This window comes from Azospirillum himalayense (genome assembly GCF_042657465.1).
In the GTDB taxonomy this organism is placed as follows: Bacteria; Pseudomonadota; Alphaproteobacteria; order Azospirillales; family Azospirillaceae; genus Azospirillum; species Azospirillum himalayense.
This window is the reverse complement of sequence record NZ_JBHSLC010000118.1, coordinates 55,549-81,195: the sequence shown is the minus strand read 5'-3', so window position 1 is coordinate 81,195 and position 25,647 is coordinate 55,549. Positions and strand designations below refer to the sequence as shown.

At 68.6% G+C, this 25,647-nt stretch carries 21 protein-coding genes; 10 read left to right on the top strand and 11 right to left on the bottom strand.

The genetic code is table 11. The features are described from left to right. Positions 1-73 precede the first annotated feature (73 nt). The 5 genes from ACFPMG_RS32260 to ACFPMG_RS32240 all read right to left on the bottom strand — a co-directional run bounded on the left by ACFPMG_RS32260 (position 74) and on the right by ACFPMG_RS32240 (position 5,942). Positions 74-1,648: a SpoIIE family protein phosphatase gene (locus ACFPMG_RS32260; protein WP_376999903.1), complete on the bottom strand. Its 1,575-nt coding sequence runs from the start codon at positions 1,646-1,648 to the stop codon at positions 74-76. Then, the gene (locus ACFPMG_RS32255) at positions 1,645-2,457 is read right to left on the bottom strand and encodes a substrate-binding periplasmic protein (RefSeq protein ID WP_376999901.1); all 813 of its coding nucleotides are present in this window, start codon (positions 2,455-2,457) and stop codon (positions 1,645-1,647) included. The genes ACFPMG_RS32260 and ACFPMG_RS32255 overlap by 4 nt, the downstream gene beginning before the upstream one ends. A gap of 111 nt (positions 2,458-2,568) precedes the next feature. Further along, positions 2,569-4,347 carry an ATP-dependent zinc metalloprotease FtsH gene (ftsH, locus tag ACFPMG_RS32250; protein ID WP_376999899.1) on the bottom strand — a complete coding sequence of 593 codons (1,779 nt, stop codon included), beginning with the start codon at positions 4,345-4,347 and terminating at the stop codon, positions 2,569-2,571. Between the two features lie 137 nt (positions 4,348-4,484). Next, complete coding sequence (locus ACFPMG_RS32245; protein WP_376999897.1) at positions 4,485-5,438, bottom strand: DnaJ C-terminal domain-containing protein; 954 nt, start codon at positions 5,436-5,438, stop codon at positions 4,485-4,487. A 48-nt stretch (positions 5,439-5,486) separates the two neighbouring features. Then, on the bottom strand, positions 5,487-5,942 hold the full coding sequence (locus ACFPMG_RS32240) for an RT0821/Lpp0805 family surface protein (protein WP_035674078.1): 456 nt from the start codon (positions 5,940-5,942) through the stop codon (positions 5,487-5,489). Between the two features lie 180 nt (positions 5,943-6,122). Here ACFPMG_RS32240 and pdxH point away from each other — a divergent pair, with 180 nt between their 5' ends. The 9 genes from pdxH (at position 6,123) to ACFPMG_RS32195 (ending at position 15,973) form a co-directional block, all read left to right on the top strand. Further along, a complete protein-coding gene (gene pdxH / locus ACFPMG_RS32235; RefSeq protein ID WP_376999895.1) occupies positions 6,123-6,734 on the top strand; it encodes a pyridoxamine 5'-phosphate oxidase in 612 nt (203 codons plus the stop codon). 34 nt (positions 6,735-6,768) lie between these two features. Further along, positions 6,769-7,704: a cation diffusion facilitator family transporter gene (locus ACFPMG_RS32230; RefSeq protein WP_376999893.1), complete on the top strand. Its 936-nt coding sequence runs from the start codon at positions 6,769-6,771 to the stop codon at positions 7,702-7,704. 162 nt (positions 7,705-7,866) lie between these two features. Beyond that, complete coding sequence (locus ACFPMG_RS32225) at positions 7,867-9,258, top strand: methyl-accepting chemotaxis protein (RefSeq protein WP_376999891.1); 1,392 nt, start codon at positions 7,867-7,869, stop codon at positions 9,256-9,258. Between the two features lie 201 nt (positions 9,259-9,459). Further along, positions 9,460-10,494: a methyl-accepting chemotaxis protein gene (locus ACFPMG_RS32220; protein WP_376999889.1), complete on the top strand. Its 1,035-nt coding sequence runs from the start codon at positions 9,460-9,462 to the stop codon at positions 10,492-10,494. 99 nt (positions 10,495-10,593) lie between these two features. Beyond that, a complete protein-coding gene (locus tag ACFPMG_RS32215) occupies positions 10,594-10,827 on the top strand; it encodes a hypothetical protein (RefSeq protein ID WP_376999887.1) in 234 nt (77 codons plus the stop codon). Between the two features lie 177 nt (positions 10,828-11,004). After that, a complete protein-coding gene (locus ACFPMG_RS32210) occupies positions 11,005-11,829 on the top strand; it encodes an MBL fold metallo-hydrolase (protein WP_376999885.1) in 825 nt (274 codons plus the stop codon). An 81-nt stretch (positions 11,830-11,910) separates the two neighbouring features. After that, positions 11,911-13,182: an SLC13 family permease gene (locus ACFPMG_RS32205; protein WP_376999883.1), complete on the top strand. Its 1,272-nt coding sequence runs from the start codon at positions 11,911-11,913 to the stop codon at positions 13,180-13,182. A gap of 179 nt (positions 13,183-13,361) precedes the next feature. Then, positions 13,362-14,378, top strand: coding sequence for a glycosyltransferase (locus tag ACFPMG_RS32200; protein WP_376999881.1), 1,017 nt, complete (start codon positions 13,362-13,364; stop codon positions 14,376-14,378). 11 nt (positions 14,379-14,389) lie between these two features. Then, complete coding sequence (locus tag ACFPMG_RS32195; RefSeq protein ID WP_376999879.1) at positions 14,390-15,973, top strand: hypothetical protein; 1,584 nt, start codon at positions 14,390-14,392, stop codon at positions 15,971-15,973. A gap of 125 nt (positions 15,974-16,098) precedes the next feature. Here the strand turns inward: ACFPMG_RS32195 and ACFPMG_RS32190 are convergent, their stop codons facing one another. The 4 genes from ACFPMG_RS32190 to ACFPMG_RS32175 all read right to left on the bottom strand — a co-directional run bounded on the left by ACFPMG_RS32190 (position 16,099) and on the right by ACFPMG_RS32175 (position 21,512). Continuing rightward, entirely contained in the window at positions 16,099-17,289 is a 1,191-nt protein-coding gene (locus ACFPMG_RS32190) for a CobW family GTP-binding protein (RefSeq protein ID WP_376999877.1), read from the bottom strand. Further along, complete coding sequence (locus ACFPMG_RS32185) at positions 17,259-17,765, bottom strand: Fur family transcriptional regulator (RefSeq protein WP_114862074.1); 507 nt, start codon at positions 17,763-17,765, stop codon at positions 17,259-17,261. Before ACFPMG_RS32185 ends, ACFPMG_RS32190 begins: the two co-directional genes overlap by 31 nt. Positions 17,766-17,883: 118 nt before the next feature. Further along, positions 17,884-19,917, bottom strand: a complete 2,034-nt coding sequence (locus ACFPMG_RS32180; protein WP_376999874.1) for a PhoX family protein — start codon at positions 19,915-19,917, stop codon at positions 17,884-17,886. Positions 19,918-20,054: 137 nt separating this feature from the next. Then, entirely contained in the window at positions 20,055-21,512 is a 1,458-nt protein-coding gene (locus ACFPMG_RS32175; protein WP_376999872.1) for a cryptochrome/photolyase family protein, read from the bottom strand. 268 nt (positions 21,513-21,780) lie between these two features. On the opposite strand from ACFPMG_RS32175, the gene ACFPMG_RS32170 reads away from it, so the two are divergent. Beyond that, positions 21,781-22,269, top strand: a complete 489-nt coding sequence (locus ACFPMG_RS32170; RefSeq protein WP_376999870.1) for a fasciclin domain-containing protein — start codon at positions 21,781-21,783, stop codon at positions 22,267-22,269. A 103-nt stretch (positions 22,270-22,372) separates the two neighbouring features. Here ACFPMG_RS32170 and pdeM read toward each other — a convergent pair whose 3' ends face one another. Continuing rightward, complete coding sequence (pdeM, locus tag ACFPMG_RS32165; RefSeq protein WP_200479611.1) at positions 22,373-23,062, bottom strand: ligase-associated DNA damage response endonuclease PdeM; 690 nt, start codon at positions 23,060-23,062, stop codon at positions 22,373-22,375. Then, positions 23,062-25,530, bottom strand: coding sequence for a ligase-associated DNA damage response DEXH box helicase (locus ACFPMG_RS32160; protein ID WP_376999867.1), 2,469 nt, complete (start codon positions 25,528-25,530; stop codon positions 23,062-23,064). Before ACFPMG_RS32160 ends, pdeM begins: the two co-directional genes overlap by 1 nt. Between the last annotated feature and the right edge of the window lie 117 nt (positions 25,531-25,647).

The window sequence follows — 25,647 nt, the reverse complement described above, 5'->3', positions numbered from 1 at the left end:
CGAATGATAGGTCGAGCGACTTCGGCCCGCGACGGCCCCCTGCTGCACTTTCACGCAATCCTCACAAGAACAGTTACGCGATTTCCCACAGAGTGTTCCGCGTCGGGGCCACCGGGTCGCCAGCCAGCCGGACGCGGAAGCCGACCATGGTGATGTCGTCGCGCTGCGGGCGGTCGCCCTGGAAGCCGGACAGGCTGGCCTCGATGCGCTCCTTCTGCCGGTCGAGCGGAAGCGCACTGCACTCCTCGACCACGCCGTGCAGCCGGCGCTTGCCGAAGCTTCGCCCCCGCTCCCCGCCACACTGGTCGGTCAGGCCGTCGGTGCAGATGTAGAAGGTCTGCCCGGGCTGCAGGTCCAGGCTGTGATTCGTGAAGGCCGGGGTCGGGCCGGCCGCGCGGTAGCCCAGGCTCCGGCGGTCGGCGCGGACCTCGGTCAACCCGTCCGGGCCGGCGATGGCCAGGGGCAGACGGGCACCGGCATAGACGAGCCGCCGCCGCGCCGGCTGGACGTAGCACAGCGCGAGGTCGAGGCCGTTGTCGAAGCCGCCTTCCCAGCTTGCCGCGTCGCCGTCCTGGTGCAGGGCCGCCCGCACCTTGTCGTCCACCGTGGCGAGCAGCGCCGCGGGGTCGGCGGCGCCCATGCCGTCCACCACGTTGTTCAGCACCGCGCTGGCCGTCATCGTCATGAAGGCGCCGGGGACGCCGTGGCCCGTGCAGTCGGCCACGCCGATGAGGAAGCCATCCTCGACCTCGCGGTAATAGTAGAAATCGCCGCTGACCACGTCGCGCGGGCGCCATAGGACGAAATGCTGGGCCAGCCCGCCCTCCAGCACCTCCGGCTTCGGCAGGATCGAGGACTGGATCAGCTGGGCGTAGTTGATGCTGTCCATGATGCGGCGGTTGATGTCGGCCAGCGCCTCCGTCCGCTCCTGGACACGGGATTCCAAGGTCTGGGTGTAGTCCTGGACCGTCTCGGCCATGCGGTTGAAGGTCTTGGTCAGGACACCGATCTCGTCCTCCCGCTCGGTGGCGAGGCGGGCGCTGTAATCGCCGCGGGAGACCGCCTGGGTCGCCTGTGTCAGCCGCCGCAGCGGGCCGAGCACGACGCGGTTCAGCATGACGCTGATGATGGCGATGGCGGTCACCAGGGACAGCAGAAGCAGCCCGACCACCGGCAGCAGCGCTTCCAGCGTGCTGCGGTGGACCTCCTCCGTCGAATAGAGCAGGCGCAGCGTCCCCACCTGCCGGGTCACCCCATCGCGCCCCCGCAGGTCGATGACCTTTTCGACGGTGGTGGAATCGGCGGAGGTCCTGGGGTTGCCGGACACCGCCATCGGCTCGCCGTGCCCCGGCTCGAAGACGGAGACGGCGAGAATGGCCGGGTCGCGCTCGCGCAGCGAATCGATGATGTTGCGGACGGCGCGGTCGTCGATCTCCCAGATCGGGTTGGCGAGCGCGTCCGTCTGCATGGCGGCGACCAGCTGTGCCCGCTTGGTCAGCGCCGAGAACTGCTGGTGTTCCACGATGTTGGCCGACACGGCCACGGCCACCACCCCCACGGCGGCGGCGGTGACCAGTATGATGCTGCCGATACGGGTCAGCAGCGAGCGGTCGCTCCGTCCAACGGCGAGGGCGCGCAGTTCGGTCACGGGACGATTCCCTGGCGGGCCCACAGCGCCGGAAGGGCGCCGCTGCGCTCCAGCCGGTCGAGCGTGTCATTGACCCAGGCGATGCCGACCGGGCCGTCGCGGCGGACCAGGATGGTGTGCTCGTAGATCTGGTCGGTGCGGTCGGACACCAGGAGCTGCGGCGCCATGTCGGGGTTGGCCTTCAGGAACTGCGCCAGGAAGGAGCGCGTGACGATGGCCAGCGCGGCGCGCCCGGCGGCGACGCTGCGCACGTTGCCCTCATGCGTGACGGTCAGCCGGGTGTTGAAGCGCTTCTCCAGGATCTCCGGGTCGGCGGTCATGCCGGCGAAGGCGTAATGGTAGCCGAGCCGTCCCAGAATGGTCTTGTCGTCCAGCCGGTCGAAATAGCTCTGGTCCTTGCCGGGACCGGCCTTGGCGACGAACACCTCCGCATCGCGAAGATACACCCGTGAGGAATCCACGGGGCGGCCCTTCCATCCCCAGGCGAGGCTTTCGAAGGCGATCAGGTCGAAGCGGCCCCGCTCCATGTCCTCGTAGCGCCGCTGGGGAGAGGTGCGGACCAGTTCGAATCGGAAGTCGCTTTGCTCCGCGTTCAGCAGGTCGAGCAGGGACTGCGTCACGCCGCCGCCGGATTCGGTCACGTAGGGAGGAAATTCGTACCCACCGACCTTGACGGTCACCGGAGCGGTCGCGGTGTCGGCGGTTGCGGCAAGGGCGGACGACGGCAGGGCGGACGACGGCAGGCCGCCCGCCGCCAGTCCGGCGAGCGCCAAAGCCAGTATCGATCGGCGGGCAACCGCGTCTGCCATCCTCAGCCCCGATGCTGATCGCACGACTGTGCGGAAATTCTACAGCATTTTACCAATGTATGCGCGTATGCAGCAATGTTTGTCGTTGAATGTGAAAGAAGTTTTTTACCATCAGGCGGCCTCCGTTTCCCGCTCCTCCTCCGCCAGCGCGCCGATCTCCTCGCCGCTCAGCGTTTCGCGCTCCAGCAGGGCGGCGGTGATCCGCTCCAGCGCGGCGCGGTCGCCGGCCAGGATGCGCCGGGCGCGCTCCATCCCCTCGTCGGTGATGCGGCGGACCTCCTCGTCGATGCGCCAGGCGGTGCGCTCCGAGCGCACGACGGCGGGGTCGTTGCCGGCGTGGGCGACATAGCCGATGGCGTCGCTCATGCCCCAGGCGGTGATCATGCGGCGGGCGAGGTCGGTGGCGGCGCGGAAATCGGCCTCAGCCCCGGTGGTGACGGCGTCCGGCCCGAAGACCAGATCCTCCGCCGCCCGCCCGGCCATGGCGACGGCGATGTCGGCCAGCAGCTTGGCGCGCGACACCGACACGCGGTCGCCCTCCGGCAGCCGCACCACCATGCCCAGCGCGCGACCGCGCGGGATGATGGTGGCCTTGTGGATGGGGTCGGCCTCCGGGCAACGGAGGGAAACCAGCGCGTGACCGGCCTCGTGATAGGCGGTCAGGCGCCGCTCATGGCTGGAGAGGGCGAGGCTGCGCCGCTCGTTGCCCATCAGGACGCGGTCCTTCGCCGCCTCGAAATCGGCCATGCCGACGATGACGCGTCCGTTGCGCGCCGCGGACAGCGCGGCCTCGTTGGTCAGGTTGGCCAGCTCCGCGCCCGAGAAGCCGGGTGTGCCCCGCGCCACCGTGCGGACGCAGACGTCGGGGGCGAGGTGCAGCCGGCCCGCGTGGACGTCCAGGATGGCCTCGCGCCCGGCCACGTCGGGCAGTGCGACATGGATGTGGCGGTCGAAACGGCCCGGCCGGGTCACGGCGGGGTCCAGCATCTCGGCGCGGTTGGTCGCGGCGATCACCACCACCTCGCCGCCGTTCACGATGCCGTCCATCTCGACCAGGAGCTGGTTCAGGGTCTGCTCCCGCTCCGAATGGGAGTTGGATTCGCCGCGCTTGCCGGCCAGGGCGTCGACTTCGTCGATGAACAGCAGGCAGGGGGCGGCGGCCCGCGCCGTCTTGAAGACGCTGCGCACCCGCGCGGCACCGAGCCCGACGAACATCTCGACGAAGTCGGAGCCGGAAACGGTGAAGAAGGGCACCCCGGCCTCGCCGGCCGCGGCCTTCGCCAGCATCGTCTTGCCGGTGCCCGGCGGGCCGACCAGCAGGATGCCCTTGGGCACGCGGGCGCCGGCCATGGCGAAGCGGCGCGGGTCGCGCAGGAACTCCACGGTCTCGCGAAGCTCCTCCTTCGCCTCGTCCACCCCGGCCACGTCGGCGAAGACGGTGCCGGTGTCGCGCGGGCGGACGCGGGTGGCCCGGCTGCCGCCGAGGAACTGCCCGCCGCTGAGCAGAAGCGCGCCGATCAGCAGGCCGATGACCAGGAAGGGTGCCAGCTTTTCCAGGACGGAAACGGTGCCGGAGACCAGCCCGCCGGCCTCCTCCTCAAAGGCGATGGCGATCTTGCGCCCGCGCAGTTCCTTCAGCAGGTCGTCGGTGACCGGAACCACGGCGCGCAGCCGCTGGCCGTCCGGCGTGACGGCGTGCGCACCGTCGCCGCGGAAGGTGACCGAGGCGATGTCACCCCGTTCGGCCGCCGCCACCAAGTCGCTGTAGGTCGCGATCTCCTCGGCGCCGTCGCGCGCGTAGTCGGTCCAGGCCGCGAAGGCGAACCAGCCAAGCAGAAGCGCAGCAACAACGGCAGCGGCGGTCAGGTACTTTTTCGGGATCGGCGGCATGGCGTCCTACGAAGGCGGTGAAAACCGTTTCCGGCACATCATCATCATTGATGAAGGCGCCAACGCCCGGCATCAACCGCATTCGGTCCAGGACTTTTCTTTGACCCAAAAGTAAGGAGAGGGTTAACGGCCCGGATTCACTCCAGGCCGGCCTTCTTGCGCACGTCGTAGCTGCGCGTCCTGGCCCACTCTTCCATGAACTTGACCAGTTCGGCGTCGGGCGGGTCGGGGAGGACGACCTTCAGCTTCACATACTGGTCGCCGGCCTGCTTGGTCGCCTGGTTCATCACCCCCTTGCCGCGCAGGCGCAGGGTGGAGCCGGTGTTGGCCCCCGGCTGGATCTTCAGCGCGACCGGACCGCTGATGGTGGGCACGCGGATGGTGGCGCCGAGAACCGCCTCGTTCAGGGTGATCGGCACCTCGACATGGATGTCGGAGCCCTGGCGGGTGAAGAAGGGGTGAGCCTCGACATGGACCTCGACGATGGCGTCGCCGGCCCCGAGGCCGCCGGCGCCGGGGAGCCCCTGGCCCTTCAGACGCAGTTTCGCCTGATCCTCCGTGCCCGGCGGAACGGTGACGTCGATGCTCTTGCCGTTGGACAGGCTGATGCGCCGCTTGGTCCCCTGCGCCGCTTCGACGAAGGGCACGGAGACCGAGTAATTGATGTCGCTGCCGCGCGACCGGGAACCGCCGCTGCCGCCAGTGCCGCCCGCCGTGCCGCCGCGCTTGCGACCGCCGCTGAACAGGTCGGAGAACCAATCCTCGCCGCCGAAGAAGGAATCGTCGCCGGCCCCGCCGCCGGCCCCGCTGTAGGCGCGGCTGCGCCCGGCGTTGGCTCGGGAGCGGCCGCCGAAGCCGTGATGCCGTTCCTGGCCGGAGGCGTCGATCTCGCCGCGGTCGAAGCGGGCGCGCTTGTCGGAATCGGACAGCAGCGTGTAGGCCGCCGAAATTTCCTTGAAGCGCTCCTCGTTCGCGGCGTTGCCGGGCTTCAGGTCGGGATGGAACTCCTTGGCGAGCTTGCGGTACGCCTTCTTGATGTCGTCGGCGCTCGCGGAGCGGGTGAGGCCGAGGATTTGATAAGGGTCACGCATGCTTTCCACGGACAGAGTTATTCCACCCCGAAGCCCGGGGATGAGGCATCACGAATTGGCGACAATCTTCCACGTACCGTCGGCCTGTTTGCAAGCGGTTCCGTAGGCCAATTCGGTCTGGCTCTTTGTGGTTACCGTTTGGTGGAACTCCCGGCAATACTGACCGGCGTTGTTGTAGCCCTCGCGCGTTGTGGTCAGCGAGCCGTAATGGCCCGTCGCCGGGTTGGTCCAGCCAATCTTGTCGCCGACCGGAGCGGCGTAGGCGCGCTTGGCCGCGGTCTCGGCGGCCGCCGCGTCCGACGGCTGGATCGCCGCGCCGCCGATGAAAGCGCCGAGCAACGGGCCGGTGCCCGAGGACGCGACCTTGCCCGAGGCGTTGCCATAGGTCGACGAGATCCGGCCGCCGACGGTTTCCGCGTTCTTGGTGGCTTCCTGGGAGGTGCTAACGCAACCCGCAAGCAGGGCGATCGCCATCGCCGCCGGGACGAGCTTCTTCACGAACATCGATGCTGCCTCGAAAGGTTGGGAGCCGGCATGCCTTGCTTCTGGCGCACCGGTGGACACTCATATATGCGAGGCTATCCTATCTGTGAATTGGGCATATTTGTGAACTGGCAAGACGCCGGAAACGGCGCCGAAACCTGACGTTGAAACTTTGGGCCACGGCCGCGCAACGAGGGGACAATGAGCGAATCCAACGACCGGGACCCGTACGCCCTGTTCCAGGACTGGATGGACGAGGCCACCCGCAGCGAAATCAACGACCCCAACGCCATGGCGCTGGCCACCGCCGACGCGCAGGGGGCGCCGTCGGTGCGCATGGTGCTTCTGAAGGGCATCGATCCGCGCGGATTCGTCTTCTACACCAACACGGAGAGCCGCAAGGGCGAGCAACTCCTGGCCAACGCCAATGCCGCCCTGTGCTTCCACTGGAAGACCCTGAAGCGCCAGATCCGCGTCGAGGGCGCGGTGGAACCGGTGTCCGATGCCGAGGCCGACGCCTATTTCGAGAGCCGTCCGCGGGAGAGCCGCATCGGCGCCTGGGCGTCGCAGCAGTCGCGCCCGCTGGAGGGCCGGTGGGAGTTGGAGAAGCGGGTCGCCCAGTTCGCCGCCAAGTTCGGCCTTGGCGCCGTTCCCCGGCCGCAGCACTGGACCGGCTTCCGCATCCTGCCGCGGCGAATCGAGTTCTGGCAGGACCGCCCTTTCCGCCTGCACGAGCGGATTCTGTATCTGCGCGAGGGCGACCCGGCCGCACAGGAGCCGGCGCGCTGGACGACGGAGCGTCTTTTCCCGTAAAGGACGGGTGCCGTTATCACATAAGAAGGCGCTCATGAGCGAGCAGCGTTCGCACCGGCTGCGCCGTTACGCCACCTACGCCAGCGTGTCGGTGTCCCTCACGCTGATCCTGGCGAAGCTGGTGGCCTATCTGACGACCGACTCGGTCAGCATCCTGTCGTCGCTGATCGATTCCAGCACGGACATGATGGCCTCGGTGGTGACGCTGCTGGGGGTGCGGACGGCGCTGCGCCCGCCGGACGAGGCGCACCGCTTCGGCCACGGCAAGGCGGAGGCGCTGGCCGCGCTGGCCCAGGCCGCCTTCATCGGCGGCTCCGCCCTGTTCCTGACCATCGAGGCGGTGCGCCGCGTCATCACCCCGCAGCCGGTGGGCGAGGGAGCGGTGGGCATCGCCGTGATGCTGCTGTCCATCCTGCTGACCGCCGGCCTGATCACCTTCCAGCGCCATGTGGTGACGGCCACCGGCTCGGTCGCGGTGGGGGCGGACCGGCTGCACTACTCCGGCGACCTGCTGATGAACGCGGCGGTCATCCTGGCGATCCTGCTGACCGGCTGGACCGGGATCAGCGCCTTCGATCCGCTGTTCGGGCTGGGCATCGCCGCCTTCCTGCTCTACGGCGCCCGCAAGGTCGCCCGGGAGGCGCTGAACGTCCTGATGGACCGGGAACTGCCGGCGGAGGAGCGGGAGCGCATCGCGGCGCTGGTGATGGCGCAGCCGGACGTCGCGGGGATGCACGATCTGCGCACCCGCAGCTCCGGTGTCGGCGCCTTCATCGAACTGCATCTGGAACTCGACCCCACGCTGTCGGTCGCAAGGGCGCACGACATCACCGACCGGGTGGAAGAGCGCCTGAAGGAAGCGTTTCCCGGCGCCGAGGTCCTGATCCACCAGGAGCCCGCCGGTCTTCAGGATGACCGGCTGGACCATCGCATCGCGGATGGCCATGGCGTCGAGGGCGGTGCCGGCTGACGTTTTCTCCGCCTTCGGTTGCGATCGGGTTACCGGCGCGCAATAATTGAGCATATTGCCTTTTAGAATGACCCTTCCTCCGTTGCGCAATTGTAAGGGTTCGGTAATAATTGCATTGGATTTTAGCGCTCTGCGCATTCTTGTGAAACGGATGGCGGAAAAATGGACAGTGCGTTCGGCGGCCGCTCTCATTTGATCGCGGACATTGCCACCGAAGCGGGCAATCTCGGGATCGAGATCGCGGACATCGCGGGCCATGTGGAGGAGGTCAACGGCCGCCTCGGCCATCAGGCCAACGTTTTCGCGCAGTTGCGCGGCACCGGGAACAAGATGTCGGAGAGCACGCAACGCATCTCCGCCGCCGCGACCGTGGCCCGTTCCGTGACCGAGCAGGCCCGGCAGGAGGTCGAATCCTCCCACGACCGGGTGCAGCGGTCCATGAACGACATCCACGCCCTCGTCGCCGCGGTGGGGGGCATCGAAGGCCAGATCGCCGGTCTTCAGGAGGCGCTGGACCGCGTGGGCCGGGTCGCCAAGGAAATCTTCGTCATCGCCAAGCAGACCAACCTGCTGGCGCTCAACGCCACCATCGAGGCGGCCCGCGCCGGCGAGGCCGGGCGCGGCTTTGCCGTGGTGGCGAACGAGGTGAAGGCCCTGTCCAAGAAGACCAGCGAGGCGACGACGGAGATCGACGCCACGCTGAAATACCTCAACGACCAGGCCCAGCGCCTGATGGCCGAAAGCGCGGCCAGCGCCGGCAAGGCCCGCGCGGTGAGCGAGGGCACCACCGCCATCGGCGCCGTCATCGAGACCGTCGGCCGCGCCATGTCGGAACTGAACGGCGAGACCGACAAGATCGACGCGGCCTCCTCCGAGATCGGCGCCAACTGCGAGGAGCTTCAGCACGAGATCGACGACCTCGCGGTCGGTGTGCAACTGTCCAGCGACAATCTGGCCCAGGCGCGCGACCGCGTGAACACGCTGGTCGGCATGAGCGAGCGGCTGATCGGCATCACCGCCGAACTGGACGTGGAGACGGTGGACACGCCCTTCATCCGGCTGGTTTGCGACGCCGCGTCGCGCATCTCCGCGGACTTCGAGGACGCGCTGTCGCGCGGCGAGGTTCGCGAGGGCGACCTGTTCGACAGCAACTACCAGCCCATACCCGGCTCCAACCCGCAGCAGCACATGACCCGCTTCACCGAGTTCTGTGACCGTATGCTGCCGAGGGTGCTCGAGTCGCTGCTGGGTCGAAGCGAGCGCATCGTCTTCTGCGTGGCGGTCGATTCGAACGGTTACCTGCCGACCCACAACCGCAGGTTCAGCCAGCCACAGGGGGCCGATCCGACGTGGAACGCGGCCAACTGCCGCAACCGCCGCATCTTCAACGACCGCGTCGGTCTGGCCGCGGGGCGCAGCACGAAGCCGTTCCTGCTTCAGACCTACCGGCGCGATATGGGGGGCGGCCAATACACCCTGATGAAGGACGTGTCCGCTCCGATCACCGTTCGTGGGCGCCATTGGGGCGGCCTGCGTCTGGCCTACAAGGTCTGATCCGGCACTGAGTATCTGCATACCGGGGGATGACATTGCGCCGCAGGGGGCGGCACGAGGTTGGCTGGCTTTCCGTGTTGCGGATTTGTGATTGCGTCCATTCAATGCGGCTTGGGTGGGGTGCGGATGATTGAGTGAGCCGACGAATGGCTGCCCGGTCATCCTGGGGGTCGTCACCGATAATCGTTGGAGGTGATGTTCATGCCCGAGCGTATCGTGGCCTTGTCGCGCGCCGTGTCCGATCTCGCGGCGCGCAAGATGGACGAGATCCAGGCCGTTACGAACACGACCAAGATCCTGGCGCTCAACGCCCTGATCGAGGCGATGCGCGCCGGTGAAGCCGGACGCGGCTTCGCCGTGGTGGCCCAGGAGGTGAAGGCCATCTCGGAGCGGATCACCGGCATCGGCGGGGAACTGCGCGCCCAGATGGCGGTGCAGACCGACGAGTTGAACACGCTCGGCAACCGTCTGGTCTCACAGTTGCGCGGCGGGCGTCTCGCCGATCTGGCGCTCAACATGATCGACATCATGGATCGCAATTTGTACGAGCGGTCCTGCGATGTGCGGTGGTGGGCCACCGACAGCGCCGTGGTGGATTGCGCCGCCGATCCGTCCGAGGCCAATCGGCGCCACGCCGCGCAGCGGCTGGGCGTCATCCTGGGCGCCTACACGGTCTATCTCGACCTCTGGGTCGTCGATGCCAAGGGCGTGGTTCTGGCGACCGGACGGCCCGACCGCTACCGCCGACCCTTGGGCGGTTCGGTCGCCTCCGAATCCTGGTTCCGCGAGGCCATGGCGACCCGCAGCGGCGCCGATTTCGCGGTGGCCGACATCGGCGCCAACGACCTGCTGGACCGTGCGACCGTAGCAACCTACGCCACGGCCATCCGGGCCGGCGGTGAGGAAAACGGCCCCGTCATCGGCGTGCTGGGTGTCTTCTTCGATTGGCAGACTCAATCCCAGGGCGTGGTCGACTCCGTCCGCCTGAGCGACGAGGAGCGCTCCCGGACCCGCTGCCTTCTGGTCGACAGCCGTCTCCGCGTGATTGCCGCCTCCGACCGCAGGGGCGTCCTGACGGAAAGCTTCCCTTTGCGCACCAGCGGCCACGGGCACGGCAGCTATTCCGACGAGCAGGGGCGCGTCGTCGGCTTCGCCGTGACGCCGGGCTATGAAACCTACAAGGGGCTCGGCTGGTTTGGAGTGATCGTCCAGGATTCGGCCAGCTCTTGCAAATAGGCGTATCGGATTGCAGCAATTCGAATCTTTTGAGGGCGCTCCCTGAAATGTTGGCGAAACACCCATGTGGTGCAGTTGAACCACGGAAAGGTGTTTCGCATGCAGGCTCTCAGGCAAATCGTGACCGTACCGGAACAGGAAGACGACCTCGTCGCGGAGGCGATCCGCGACGTGCTTGTGGCGGACGTCATCGATCAGGCCACGAAGGACCGGCTGGTGGATGGGCTGACCGTTCTGAAGGCCGGGCTTCCCTGTTCCGATACCGGCTGCACCGGATGCTTCCACCGCCGGTCCTGCGAACGTTTCATCGAAAGCATCCTGTGGACCAGCTGAGCGTGTGCCAATCCGGAAGGGGGCGGGCTCCCTCTTTGGAACCGGTAGGGCTGTGACGGTCATCACCGCGTAAACCGAAAACCATGCTAAAATGCCGTCTTAACGGTCCCCGGCAGCGGCTCCAAGCGGTGGCTTCAGGCGGCGCGGTGGCCCGGAGACTGGCGTCTTGAGGTCGGTATGGGCTTTTCGGTGACCTTCTGGGGGGTTCGGGGCACGGTTTCCTGTCCCCTGCCGTCCCATATGGGCTTCGGCGGCAACACGAGTTGCGTGGAAGTCCAGGCGGGCGACCAGCGCATCGTCATCGACGCCGGCACGGGCATCCGCATGCTCGGAAAGCGCCTGTTGAAGGAGGGCGCGACCGAGGCGACCCTGTTGATGAGCCACACCCACCTTGACCACATCTGCGGCTTTCCCTTCTTCGCCCCGGCCTACACCAAGGGCTTCCACCTGCGCATCGTCTCCGGTCACCTGAACGGCACCCCCGGCATCGAGGCGGCCATGGCCCGGCAGATGGAGCGCCCCCTGTTCCCGGTGCCCATGCGCACTATGGGAAGCAACATCGTGTTCGACGAGATCACGGCCGGCGACCAGTTCGCGCTGGGCGAAGGGGTGCAGGTCCGCACGGCGCGGCTGAACCATCCCGACGGCGCCACCGGCTACCGCGTCGAGCATCTGGGCAAGTCCTTCGCCTACGTGACCGACACCGAGCATGTGCCGGGCCATCCCGACCGCAACATCCTGGATCTGATCGACGGCGCCGACCTCGTGCTCTACGACAGCACCTACACCGACGAGGAATGGCGGAACCGCATCGGCTGGGGACATTCGACCTGGACCGAGGGCGTCCGGCTGGCGCAGGCGGCGGGGGTCAAGCGGCTGGTGCTGTTCCACCACGACCCCGACCATGACGACGCCACGATGACCGCCATCGAGGCGGCCGCCCAGGCGGCGTTCCCGGACTGCTTCGCCGCGCGGGAAGGGATGACGGTCACGCTGGCCTGACCTTGGCTTGGCGCCTATGGCCTGACCCTATGCCGGGCCGTTATAGAGGGGCTTCCACCACCCCGCAGCGAACCCCCATCCATGCCCATTCCCTTCCTGGCCGTCCCGCCCATGACGCTGACGGTCGTCGCGCTGTTCGTCCTCACCTATGCCGGCATGGCGCTGGGGCGCTTCCCCGGACTGCGCATCGACCGCACCGGCATCGCCCTGGTCGCGGCCATTCTTCTGCTCGCCATCGGGGCACTGGAATCGGGGCAGGTGACCGAGGCCATCGACTTCCCGACCCTGTTCATCCTGTTCGGGCTGATGGTGCTGTCCGCCCAATACGCGGCCAGCGGCTTCTACGATTGGTGCGCCCTGCGGGTGGCGCAAGCGGCGCGCTCCCCGGCCCGGCTGCTGGCGGTGACGGTGGCGGTGGGCGGCGGCCTGTCGGCGATCCTCGCCAACGACGTGGTGGTCTTCGCCATGACGCCGATGCTCTGCGTCGGGCTGTTGGCTCGTCGGCTGGACCCGCGTCCTTACCTGATCGGCTTGGCCGGAGCGGCGAACGCCGGTTCGGCGGCGACGGTGATCGGCAACCCGCAGAACATCCTGATCGGCCAGATGGGTCACCTGGATTTCTGGCGCTTCCTGGCGGTCTGCGGGGTGCCGGCGCTGGTCGGCCTCGTGGTGGTGTATGTCGTGGTGTGGCTCGCCTGGCGGGGCCGCTTCGGCGAACCCGATGACCGTACGACCGGGCAGGGCGGGGCGGAGCCGGTGTCGCTCGACCGGGCGCAACTCGGCAAGGCGCTGGTGGCGACCCTGGTGCTTCTCGGCCTGTTCACCACCGACCTGCCCCATGAGATCGGCGTGCTGCTGGTCGCCGGGGCGATGCTGATCAGCCGGCGGCTGGCCTCGCGCGGGATGCTGGGCATGGTGGACTGGCACCTGCTGGTCCTCTTCGCCGCGCTGTTCGCCATCAATCACGCGCTGAAGCTGACTGGCCTGCCCGCAGAGTTCGTGTCGGGGCTGGAGGCCGCCGGCTGGCTGCCCGACCGGCTGGCGGTGATGACCCCGCTCGCATTGGCGGCCAGCAACAGCATCGGCAACGTGCCGGCGGTGATCCTGCTGCTCGCCGCCTGGCCGTCGCCGCCGGAGGGGGCGCTCTACGGTCTGGCGATCCTGTCCACGCTGGCCGGCAACCTGCTGATCCCCGGCAGCCTCGCCAACATCATCGTGGTGGAGCGGGCGGCGGCCTCCGGTGTCCGGCTCGGCTTCCTGGAGCACGCCCGTTGCGGCATTCCTATGACCCTTTTGTCGATGGGATTCGCCGTTTTGTGGTTGTGGAGCACCGGCTGGATGCGTCTGAGCTGATTTTTCTCCTTATGGGCTATGCGAATGGTGCGGCCCCTCTCCGTCCGGGTCATTGCCCTCTCTTCGCAAAGCAAAAAACTTGGGGTGGCCTGTTTTTGGGGTGGCCTGTTTAAGGCAGCCCCAAGGCACCGATGCCCGAAGCTCAGACGCCCGAAGCACAGACGAAGGACGGAAACCGCATGTCAGAAGCCCAGACGCCCCGGACGCTGGACACCGGAGCCCAGGAACGGCCTCGGGAAACGCCCTGGGAGACGCCGGTCGTCGCGGTGGTGGTCACCCACAACCGTCTGGCCCTGCTGAAGACCTGTCTGGCGGCCATCCATGGGCAGGAGCCGCGGCCCGATCGCATCGTCGTGGTGGACAACGGCTCCAGCGACGGCACCGCGGAATGGCTGGCCGAGCAGCGGGCGGTGATGCCGGAGCTTCTGGTGGTCCGGCAGGCCAACATCGGCTCCGCCGGCGCTTATCACACCGCCTTCGCTACGGCGCTGGAACTGGGCGCCCGCTGGATCTGGAGCACCGACGACGACGGCATCCCGGCGCCCGGTGCGCTGGCCGAACTGCTGCGCCAGGGCGAGCGGCACGACCTCGACCTCGTCGGGCCGACCGTGGTCGCGGCGGAGGACCGCGGCGATCTGGCCTTCACCATGCAGGGCTTCACCAAGGCCGACGCCTTCGCCGCCGCGGCGCAGGACGGCATCGTGCCGGGCGCCATCGCGCTGTTCAACGGGACCCTGCTGCGCCGCCGCGTGTTCGAGCGGATCGGCAACATCAAGCGCGAGATGTTCATCTGGGGCGACGAGTGGGAGTTCACGCTGCGCGCCCGCCGGGCCGGGCTGCGCGACGCGACGGCGGTGCGCGCCCTGCACGTGCACCCGCGCAACCGCCGCACCCAGCGCCCGCTGGCCGGCGGCTTTCTTGGCACGATCGAGGAGATGCCGGAGAACCGCGCCCCCTATTTCTTCCGCAACATGGGCTACATCCACGCCACCTACGAGCGCAAGTCCATCGCCCGCATGATGGTCAAGTACACGCTCTATTACCTGCTGCATCGGCGCGCCGACGTGAAGGGGCTGCGCGGCTTCTGGACCCATTACCGCGCCGGTCTGCAGAACCGCTATCCGCAGGACCTGCAGGCGTCCCCCACGGCCGCTGCGCCCGCCGCTCCGCCCCAGTCCTTCCCGAAAAGCGTCTGAAGGGGGGTCGCATGTTCAGGGATTTCACCCTCGACGGGCGGGCAGCGTCGCGCGCCGAGTCCGTGTATGTCTGGCCCGCCGCCCTGCTGATCCTGGTGGCGGCCTCGGTTCCCGTCTGGATGTTCGAGATTCCGGCGCTGGGCGACTACGTCAACCACGTCACCCGCATGTACGCCCTGGCCCATCTCGACCAGGACTCGGCGCTGGCGCAGTTCTACATGGTGCGCTGGGCGATCATCCCCAATCTGGTGATGGACATCGTCGTGCCGCCGCTGGCCAAGCTGATCGGCGTGCACACGGCGAGCCGGCTTTTCGTCACCGCCAGCTATCTGGTGCTGGTCACCGGCTCCATCGCGCTCTATCGCGCCGTCTGGGGCCGGGTGGAACTGGGGCCGCTGGCCGCCGGGCTGTTCCTCTACACGCTGTCCACCTACATGGGCCTGTTCAACTACCTGTTCGGGCTGGGGCTGGCGCTGTGGGGAATCGCCGGCTGGATCGTCATGCGGGAGCGCGCGCCCTGGCAGCGCGGGCTGGCCTCGCTCGGCATCGTGCTGCTGCTGTTCATCTCGCACCTGTTCGCGCTCGGGCTCTACGGCCTGACGCTGCTGGCCTTCGAGGGCTGGCGGCTGTGGCGGAGCGGCGGCTGGCGCGAGCCGCGGCGGGCGCTACCCGACGCGCTGGCCTTCGGTCTGCCTTTCCTGATCGTGCCGCCGCTGCTGCTGATGAGCCCGTCGTCGGGCTTCGCCGACGCGGTGCTGTGGGTCGGCACGGCGAAGCTGATGGGCTTCGACTTCCTGTTCGGCGGCTACGCCGATACGGTCGGCTATGTGACGGGGATCGCCGTCGGGCTGGGCATCGCCTGGGGGCTGTGGAGCGGGGCGCTGCGGCTGCATCCGGTCGGCGCCATCACCATCGCGCTGGGGTTGGTGGTCTATGCGGCGATGCCGCTGGTCCTATTCGGCTCCTGGTTCGCCGACAGCCGCCTGCCCATCGGCATCGCCTTCGTCGCGCTGGGCTTCGTGCGCTGGGAATTGGCGACCTCGGCCATGCGGGCGGCCTTCCTGTCGGTGGTGGTCGCGCTGTCGCTGCTGCGCAGCGCCGACGCCGGGGTGGGGCTGGCCAAGGTGGACCCGCTGCTGGAGGAGGTGCGCCAGTCCCTGCAGCGGATCGAGCCGGGCAGCACGGTGCTCGCCACCTACGCCGACGAGACGCTGCACAAGTCGATCTTCCGCGCCACCCAGTTCACCGACGACCGTGCCCTGTCCTTTGGCCTGCACCACGCGCCGGTGCTGGCGCTGATGGAGCGGTCCAGCCTCGTGCCCATCGCCTTCACCCATCCGGGCAAGCAGGTGCTGCTGCTGAAGCCGGACTATGCCGACCTGGACGGTGATTTCACCTACATGCCGCGCATCGGCTATGTCGCCGACGCGGTGCGCCAGCCGGGCTTGCGCGACAACCATTACTGGGCCGACTGGCCCCGGCGCTTCGGCTACGTCTATGTGCTGTTCAGCGAGCCGGGCCGCGCCAACCCGGTGCCCGAGCATCTGACGCTGGTGCAGGAGGGGCGGTACTTCCAGCTTTACAAGGTGAAGTGAGCGGGCGCGGTTGCCCCCACCCTAACCCTCCCCCGCTTTGCAGGGGAGGGGACTGCCGCCACTTCGCAGAAATCTCCCTCCCCTGCGGAAGCGGGGGAGGGCCGGGGTGGGGGCAATGACATCCCTCAGGCCGCCCCTTCTGCTCCCCAGACGAACTGGTCGAACATCGGCTGGATCACCGCCTCGCCGATGTCGCGGGTGATGAAGACGATCTTGGAGCGGTGATCCTCGCCGGGCCATTCCTGGAGCTGGACCGGCGGGTGGAACATGTGCTGCACGCCGTGGACGACGACCGGCAGTGGGCTTTCCTTCACGTTCAGCAGCCCCTTGATGCGCAGCAGGTTCTCCCCGCCGGTGGCGATCAGGGCCTCCATGAAGTCGACGAAATTGTTCCACGGGATCGGCTCGTCCACCACCATGCAGAAGGCGCGGATGTGGTCGTCGTGCCGGTTGGCGTCATGATGGTGGTGATCGTGCCCGCAGTCGGGACCGCAGGCGTCGCCATGTCCGTGGTCGTGGTGATGGTCGTGATGATGGTGGTCATGATCATGGTCATGCCCGTGATCATGATGATGGGCCTGCTCGTCGCGGTACGCCTCCTCGCGGAGCCAGCGCGCCACGTCGGGGCTCTTGGTGTCGGGGTTGTAGAGGCCGGCGTCGAACAGCTGCTTGGGGTCCACCTCGCCGAAGGCCGCGGGGATCTGCGGGGCCGCCGGGTTGATGGCCGACAGGCGCTGGCACAAAGCGAGCGTCGTGTGGGGCGTGGCGAGGTCGGTCTTAGTCAGCACGATGCGGTCGGCGACGGCGGCCTGCTTCACGCTTTCCGGCTGGCGGTCGAGCTGGCTGGCGCCATGCACCGCGTCCACCGTGCTGATGACGCCGTCCAGGCGGAAGCGGGCGGCCAGCAGCGGGTCGCTCATGAGCGTGTGGATGATCGGGGCCGGGTCGGCGAGGCCCGTCGTCTCCACCACCACCCGGTCGAACTCCGGGATGTCGCCGCGCACGCGCTTCAGGAACAGGTCGCGCAGCGTGTCGACGAGGTCGCCGCGGATGGTGCAGCACAGGCAGCCGCTGTCCATCAGCACCATGTTCTCCGACGCCTTGGCGACCAGCAGATGGTCGAGCCCGACCTCGCCGAACTCGTTGATGACCACGGCGGTGCGGGCCATGCCGGGATGGTGCAGGAGCCGTTGCAGCAGCGTGGTCTTGCCGCTGCCGAGGAAGCCGGTCAGCACCGAGACGGGCAGGCGGGGCGCCGGTTGGGCGGCGGGGGTGGGAGCGGCGGTCACGGGGTCTTCTCCTGACAGTCGGTGCATGTGCCGCGCACCTCGACGGTGGGGCGGCTGACCTGGAAACCATGCTCGGCGGCGATGGTGCCGATGGCGGCGCGGATGCGCGGGTCGTCGATCTCCACGGCGTTGCCGCAGGTCTCGCACACCAGGAACTGCCCGGAATGGACGGCCCCCGGCGCCGCGCAGCCGATGTAGGCGTTCAGCGATTCGATGCGGTGGACCAGCCCATGCTCCACCAGGAACTCCAGCGCCCGGTAGACGGTCAGCGGGGCGGTGGCCTTGCCCTCGCGCTGGCTGAGGTCTTCCAGGATGGCGTAGGCGCCGCGCGGCTTGTGGCTGTTCCAGACCAGCTCCAGCACCTGCCGGCGGAGCGCGGTCAGCCGGGCGCCACGCTCCGCGCACAGGGCGTCGGCGCGCGTCAGCGCGTCGGCGATGCAATGCGCGTGGTCGTGCCCATGGCGGGAGGCCGGGCCGGCGGTGGAATGGGGATCGACGGTCATGGCGTTATCTTATTACATCGTCGGACACCGACACCAGACAAAGAAGAAGGGCGGCCCCGGACGCGGAGGCCGCCCTTTCAAGGCGTGTCGCTGGATTATGGGACGGTCATGCGTCCGGTCAGAGACCGATCACGCCGCCGTCCTTCTTGGTGATGGCGACCACCGACGGGCGCGGCGGCATGTTGGGCTTGAAGTCCGGCCAGCGGGTCGCCGGGTCCTCGAAGGAGGAGAGCTTGCCCTTGAAGCCTTCCCACTGGTCGACGCCGTCGGTGGCCGGGTGCTGCACGGCGACGAACAGGGTCTTGTCGTCGGTGGTGAAGCAGGGGCCGCACATCTCCGCACCCACCGGCACGCGGTAGAACATCTTGGACAGGCCGCGCAGATTCCCTTCGGTCTCCACGGCCCAGACGCCGTCGGCGGTGCCGGACGCCTTCTTCCAGTTCTCGCCCTGGTCGGTGGTGATCCACAGGCGGCCGCGGTGGTCCACCGCCGCGTTGTCGGGACAGGAGAACCAGCCGTTGGCGGAGGTGTCGGCGTGGAACTGCGCGCCGACCTTCTCGTCCGCCGGGTTGCCGCCGCGGACCAGGATCGTCCATTCCGCCTTGGTCGAGGCGTGGTTGCCGTTCTCCGGCAGGATCTCGACGATGTGGCCCCAGTTGTTCTCGGCGCGCGGGTTGGTCGCGTCCACCTGCTCCGGCTTGCGGCGGGAGTTGTTGGTGAGGATGACGTAGACCTTGCCGGTCACCGGGTTGACCTCGATGTCCTCCGGGCGGTCCATCTTGGTGGCGCCCAGCGCGTCGGCGGCGAGGCGGGCGTTGATCAGGACGGTGGCCTGGTCGGGGAAGCCCTTCTCGGCGGTCAGCGGACCCTGGCCATGGACCAGCGGCAGCCACTCGACCGAGGCGTCGGCCTTGAACTTCGCCACATAGAGCGTCCCGGTTTCCAGGATGTCCATGTTGGCGGCGCGGTTCTTCGGGTCGAACTTCTTCGCCGCGACGAACTTGTAAACATAGTCGAACCGCTCGTCGTCGCCGGTGTAGGCGACCACGGTGCCGTCCTTGCCCAGCGCGATCTGGCAGGCCTCATGCTTGAAGCGGCCGAGCGCCGTGCGCTTCTTTGGGGTCGCGGTCGGGTCGTACGGGTCGATCTCGACGATCCAGCCGAAGCGGTTGGACTCGTTCGGCTCCTTGACGATGTCGAAGCGGTCGTGATGGACGCCCCAGTTGTACCATTCGCCGGGGAAGCCGTAGCGCTTCAGCACCTTGGCGTTCGGGTTGGTGTCCTCGACCTTGCCCCAGAAGTAGCCGTTGAAGTTCTCTTCGGCCGACAGCCAGGTGCCCCAGGGAGTCATGCCGCCGGAACAGTTGTTCAGCATGCCGCGGACCATGGTGCCGGTCGGGTCGTAGCTGGTCTTCATCAGGGCGTGGCCGGCGGCCGGGCCGGTGATGGCGCAGGGCGTCTCGCCGGTGATGCGGCGGTTGTAGCGGGAGTCCGCCACCGTCACCCACTTGCCCCTGACCTTGCGGATTTCGACGACGGTGCCGCCGTGGGCGGCCATCTCGATGTCCACCAGCGCCTTGGTCATGCGGCCGAACTTGTCCTTCTGCTGCTCCACGCCGACGCCGGGGAACATGACCTCCTCGTCGGTGTATTCGTGGTTCACGCAGAGCAGGGCGCGGTCCGGCGACTGGGAGCCGAGCGGCAGCGGGGCGTAGCCGACGAAGTCGTTGTTGTAGCCGAACTGCTTCGACTGCGCCTCGGCGGTCTGGTTCATCGGGTCGAAGGCCGGCGCGCCGGGGACCACCGGGTCGCCCCAGCGGATCAGGATGTCGGCGTTGTAGCCGGATGCCACGTGATGGTCGGCGTCCACGCCGTGCGCCACCTCCTGGAAGGAGAAGCTGGCCTTTACCGGGCGCGGAGCGCCGGTGACGGCGGCCTCGGCCTCGCGCGGGGAGGAGAGCAGGGCGGCCGGGCCGATCAAGGCGCTGACCGCCGCACCGCTCAGCATGCCGCGCATCAGGTCGCGGCGGCCGAGGCGGGCGTTGATGACGTCGCCCATGGTCGGGTTTTCGGACGGGTTGGAGCCGATGTCCTCGCGGCCCTCGAAGGTCAGGTACTTGGTGCCCTTCTGGGGCAGGTCATGCGTGTCCATCGGTGTGCCTCGTCTCTTTCCGCAAATTTATTTTGGGTAGGGGCGGGCGCACCTTACCGGCGGCCTGTGACGGTTTCTTTGCACTCCCATGAAGGCGGAATGAAAACGCACGGTCGGGTTTTACGATCCCGCAACGATCAATCGCCGGCTTTCTTGATCTCGTTGAAGGCGGCCAGCGCGCGGTCGCGGGCGGTGCCGTGGTCGACGATCGGCCGAGGGTAGTCCTTGCCGAGCGTCACCCCCGCCTGCCGCAGCGCCTCGTCCGGCGCCTCCCAGGGCTTGTGAATCCAGCGGTTGGGCAGCCTCTCCAGCTCCGGCACGTAGCGCCGGACATAGGCGCCCTCCGGGTCGAACTTTTCGCCCTGGAGGATCGGATTGAAGACGCGGAAGAAGGGGGCCGCGTCGGCGCCGCAGCCGGCCACCCATTGCCAGTTGCCCGCGTTGTTGGCGATGTCGGCGTCGACCAGCGTGTCCCAGAACCACGCCTCGCCCTCCCGCCAGGGGATCAGCAGGTCCTTGATGAGGAAGGAGCCGACGATCATCCGCACGCGGTTGTGCATCCAGCCGGTCTGCCAGAGTTGCCGCATCCCCGCGTCCACGATGGGGTAGCCGGTGCGCCCGCGCTGCCACGCGCGCAGGCCCGCCTTGTCCGTCCGCCAGGGGAATCGCGTGAAGCGCGCGTCCAGCGGCGTGTCCGGAATGCTCGGCTCCTCGCGCAGCAGATGGTGGTTGAACTCCCGCCAGCCGAGTTCCCGCAGGAAGGCCCCGGCGCCGGCCGCCAGTTCATGCCGCTGGTCGGCGGCGTGGCGGGTGGCGTGCCAGATCTGCCGCGGTCCGATCTCCCCGAAGGCGAGGTGCGGCGACATGGCGGAGGTCCCGTCATGGTCCGGGCGGTCGCGCTCCACCGGATAAGCGGCGACCGGCCCGTCGAGAAAATCGGCCAGCCGCTCGCGCGCCGCCGCCTCGCCGGGCTCCCAGCGCTCGCGCAGGCCGCCGGCCCAATCGGGCGCGCTGGGCAGCAGGGCCCAGTCCTTCAGCGACTCGCTGGACACCGGCTTGGCCGGCGGCGTCAGCTTGGCCGGCGCGCGGGTGGGGCGCGGCGGCTCCGGCATCGACAGCAGCGCCTTCCAGAAGGGCGTGAAGACCCGGAAGGGCGTGTCCGACTTGGTGCGGATGGTCCCCGGCTCAAACAGGAGGGCGGCGTTGTGGGGGTGCACCGTCACGCCGCGCACGCTCAGCCGTTCGACCACCCGGCGGTCGCGGGCGATGGCGGTCGGGCCGGCGCGGCGGTTGCACAGCAGCGTGTCGGCGCCGGTCTCCTCCGCCAGCGCCGCCAGCACCGCGGCGGGGTCGCCGCTGCGCAGCACCAGGGGCGAGCCGAGCTTGGCCAGCGCCTTGCCCAGCCGCTCCAGGCTGCCGTGCAGCCACCAGCGCGAGGCGGCGCCGGGAAGCCAGGGATCGTGGGCGTCTTTCTCGCGGACGTAGACCGGGATGACCGGCGCCCCATCCTCCGCCGCGGCGCTGAGCGCCGGGTTGTCGGCAAGGCGAAGATCGTTGCGGAACCAGACGAGGATGGGGGATTGATCGGTCGTCATCGGCCAACTTTAAGGACATGGACAGAAGAACGGGCATGCCAAAACGCCGCAGCCAATGACCACGGTCAGTGGCTCTTGCTACGCGGTGCCGATTGTTCCGGATCACCACGACGGCAAAAATTTTTCCTGGGGAAATCCTATTGACGGCGATTTTGGGGCCGCTATTTCCGCCTTCGCTGCCACGACGTGGAGCCGGAGGCACGGCGGCCGACGGCGCCGGTTCCACGGTCGGGGAGGGGAACGAGACGCCATCAACGGAGGAAACCACATGTCCCGCCTGTCACGCCTGCTGACCGCCGCCACCGTCGCCCTGCCGCTGTCCCTCGCCGCTCTCTCCGCGAAGGCGGCGGACATCGTGGACACCGCCGTCTCGGCGGGCCAGTTCAAGACGCTGGTCCAGGCCGTCCAGGCCGCCGGCCTCGCGGACACGCTGAAGGGCAGCGGTCCCTTCACCGTCTTCGCCCCGACCGACGAGGCCTTCGCCAAGCTTCCCGCCGGCACCGTCGAAAATCTTCTGAAGCCGGAGAACCGCGAGAAGCTCCGCTCCGTACTCACCTATCATGTGGTGTCGGGCAAGGTGACTTCGGCCGATATCGCCGGCAAGACGGCATCGCCGAAGACCGTGCAGGGCACCGCGGTGGACATCGACGCGACGAAGGGCGGCGTGATGGTGGACAACGCGAAGGTCGTGAAGCCCGACATCATGGCGTCCAACGGCGTCATCCACGTGATTGACACGGTCATGATGCCGAACTGACGTTCTGCTTTTTCATCGAGGTCCCTCCTGCCGGACGTCTCACCGCCGGTTCCGGCAGGACCACTCGCCCGGAGAGTTCCCCCGACTCTCCGGGTTTTTTCTTTTACGCCTTATCCGGAGACAGGCGGCTGCGCGGGAAGCGGTGGACCTTGCCGCGGGCCAGCAGATGCACCTCGAACCGCGCCGCCAGCAGGCCGGACACCGCCGGGTCCAGCACGTTCAGCCCGCCGGCGAAGGCGCCGAAGGCCGGCAGGATCAGCTTGCCCCCGTCGAAGGCGAAGCAGCGCTCCCGCACCCGCCGGCCCGGCACCACGACGGCGGCCACCGGGTGCAGATGCCCCGACAGTTCGCCCACGGCGCCGGGCACCGCCTCGTGCCGGAAGGTCAGCGGGCCGAGCGCAAGCTCGTCCAGGATGCGCCCGCCGAACCCCTCCGGCGGTTCCGGATCGTGGTTGCCGGTGACCCACAGCCAGTCCGCCACCCGTCCGGTCAGGTCGCGCAGCCGCGCCACGTCCCCCGCCTCCATGCGGCTCGCCGCCCGGCGGTCGTGGAAGCTGTCGCCGAGGCAGATCACCCGCTCCGGGGCCAACCGCTCCACCAGCTCCGCCAGCCGGCCGAGCGTCGCCCGGGTGTCGTAGGGCGGCAGCATCCGCCCGCGCGCCGCGAAGGCGGAGCCCTTCTCCAGATGCAGGTCGGCGACCACCAACGTCCGCTCCGCCGGCCAGACCAGCGCGCCGGAGGGATCAGGGGCCAGCGCGGCGCCCCGCAGGGTCATCGTCGTGTCCATGGTCATCACAACGTCAGCCGGCCCTGCTCATCACGGGGCGAATCCAATTCCGGCATCGCCTCGGCCACCAGATCGGCGGCGGCCTGCTCCAGAAGCTCGTCGGTGGCGGAACCGTCCACCCGTTCCCGCCCGATCTCCAGGATGACCGGCACGGCGAGGGGGGAGATGCGGTCGAGGTCCTTGTGGGTGATGCGGCCCTTCACCCGAACCAGGAAATCCGACAGGCGCCGCACGTCGGTCAGCCCGCCCGCCGCGTCGGCGCGGGTGGCGCGCAGCAGCACATGGCCGGGGTCGTGCTTGCGCAGCACGTCGTAGATCAGGTCGGAGGAGAAGGTGACCTGCCGCCCCGACTTCTCCTGCCCCGGATGGCGGCGGTCGATGACCCCGGTGATCAGCGCCACGTTGCGGAAGGTCCGGCGCAGCATCGAGGATTCGTCCATCCAGGCTTCCAGATCATCGCCCAGCATGTCCTGGTCGAACAGCCCGTCCATGTCCTTGGGCGTTCGCAGCGACCACACCGCCAGCACATAGTCGGTGGCGACGAAGCCGAGCGGGCCGCAGCCCATCCGCTCCATCCGCCGGGTCAGCAGCATCCCCAGCGTCTGGTGCGCGTTCCGCCCCTCGAAGGCGTAGACGACGAGGAAGCGCTTGCCCGCCTTGGGGAAGCTCTCCACCAGCAGCCCGTCGCGCGCCGGCAGGACGGAGCGCCAGCGCTGGAGCCTCAGCCATTCCTGCACATCCTCCGGCAGGCCGGGCCACTGCGCCGGGTCGGCCAGCATGGCGCGCACCCGGTCGGCCAAGGCGGTGGTCAGCGGCAGCCGCCCGCCGGCATAGGCCGGGACCTTCGGCTCCCCGGTGCCGCCCTTGGCGACCTGCGCCTCCATTTCGCGGATGCCGAGGAACTTCAGCAACTGGCCGGCGAAGACGAAGGTGTCGCCGGGGGTGAGGCCCTGGATGAAATGCTCCTCCACCTCGCCCAGAACCGGGCCGCGGCTCAGGCGGACGCGCAGCATGGCCTCCTGCGTGATGGTGCCGACGTTCATGCGGTACTGCCGCGCCACCGCCGGCCCGGCCACCGCCATGCGCCCGTCCTCGCGCAGTTTCAGCCGGTGGAAGCGCTCGTAATTGCCGAGCGCGTAGCCGCCGGTCGCCACGAAGTCCAGCACATCGTCGAACTCGTCCCGCGACAGCCCGGCGTAGGGCGCGGCGCAGACCACCTCGTCGTACAGGTCATCGGGCCGGAACGGTTCGGCGCAGGCCATCCCGAGCATGTGCTGGGCCAGCACGTCCAGGCCGCCGGGGCGGGGCCGCTCGCCGTCCAGGCTCATGGCCGCCACGGCGTCGAGCGCGGCGCGGCATTCCAGCACCTCGAACCGGTTGGCGGGGACGAGCAGGGCGCGGCTCGGCTCGTCGAGCCGGTGGTTGGCGCGGCCGATGCGCTGGACCAGCCGGCTCGCCCCCTTCGGCGCGCCGATCTGCACCACCAGATCGACCGCCGCCCAGTCGATGCCGAGGTCGAGCGAGGAGGTCGCCACCACCGCCCGCAGCTTGCCCGCCGCCATGGCGGCCTCGACCTTGCGCCGCTGCTCCGCCGCCAGCGAGCCGTGATGGAGCGCGATGGGCAGCGTGTCGTCGTTGAGGCGCCAGAGTTCCTGGAAGACCAGCTCCGCCTGAGCGCGGGTGTTGACGAAGACCAGCGTGGTGCGGTGGGCGCGGATGCGCTGGTACACCTCCTTCAGCGCGTGCATGGCCATGCGGCCCGACCAGGGCAGCCGCTCGCGCGTCGTCAGGATGTCCACCTCGGCGGAGGCGCCGGCCCGTCCGGTGACCAGCCGCACGTCGCCGCCATCCGCGTGCCCGGTTTTGGACAGCCAGGCGAGCAACTGCGCCGGCTCCGCCACCGTGGCCGACAGCCCGACCCGCCGGGCCTGCGGCGCCAGCCGGGCGAGCCGCGCCAGCCCCAAGGCCAGCAGGTCGCCGCGCTTGGTTCCCGCGAGCGCGTGCAGCTCATCCACGATGACGCAGCGCAGGTGCCGGAAGATCGTCGCCGCGTCGGCGTAGGCGATCATCAGCGCCAGGCTTTCCGGCGTCGTCATCAGGATCTGCGGCGGGTTGGCCCGCTGCCGCCGCCGCTTGGATTCCGGCGTGTCGCCGGTGCGGGTTTCGGTGCGGATGGGCAGCCGCATCTCGGCGACGGGTTCTTCCAGATTGCGCTGGATGTCCACCGCGAGCGCCTTCAGCGGCGAGATGTAGAGCGTGTGCAGCCCCTCCCGCGGGCGCTCTGCCAGATCGATCAGCGAGGGCAGGAAGCCGGCCAGCGTCTTGCCGCCGCCGGTCGGCGCGATCAGCAGGGCGCTGTCCCCGGCCGCCGCCGCCTCGACCATGGCGAGTTGGTGCGGGTGCGGCGCCCAGCCCCGCGAGCGGAACCAGCCCTGGACGTTGGCGGGGAGGAGGGGGGAGGGGAGATCGGGCATGAGAAAGCCAACCGGCACTAGAAATCGATGCAATAACTTGTATCTTTCATCAGTTTTTTACTCCGCCCTTGTCAAACCTTCCTTGCCAAACCTTTAAATAGGTTATATTAAAGTAAT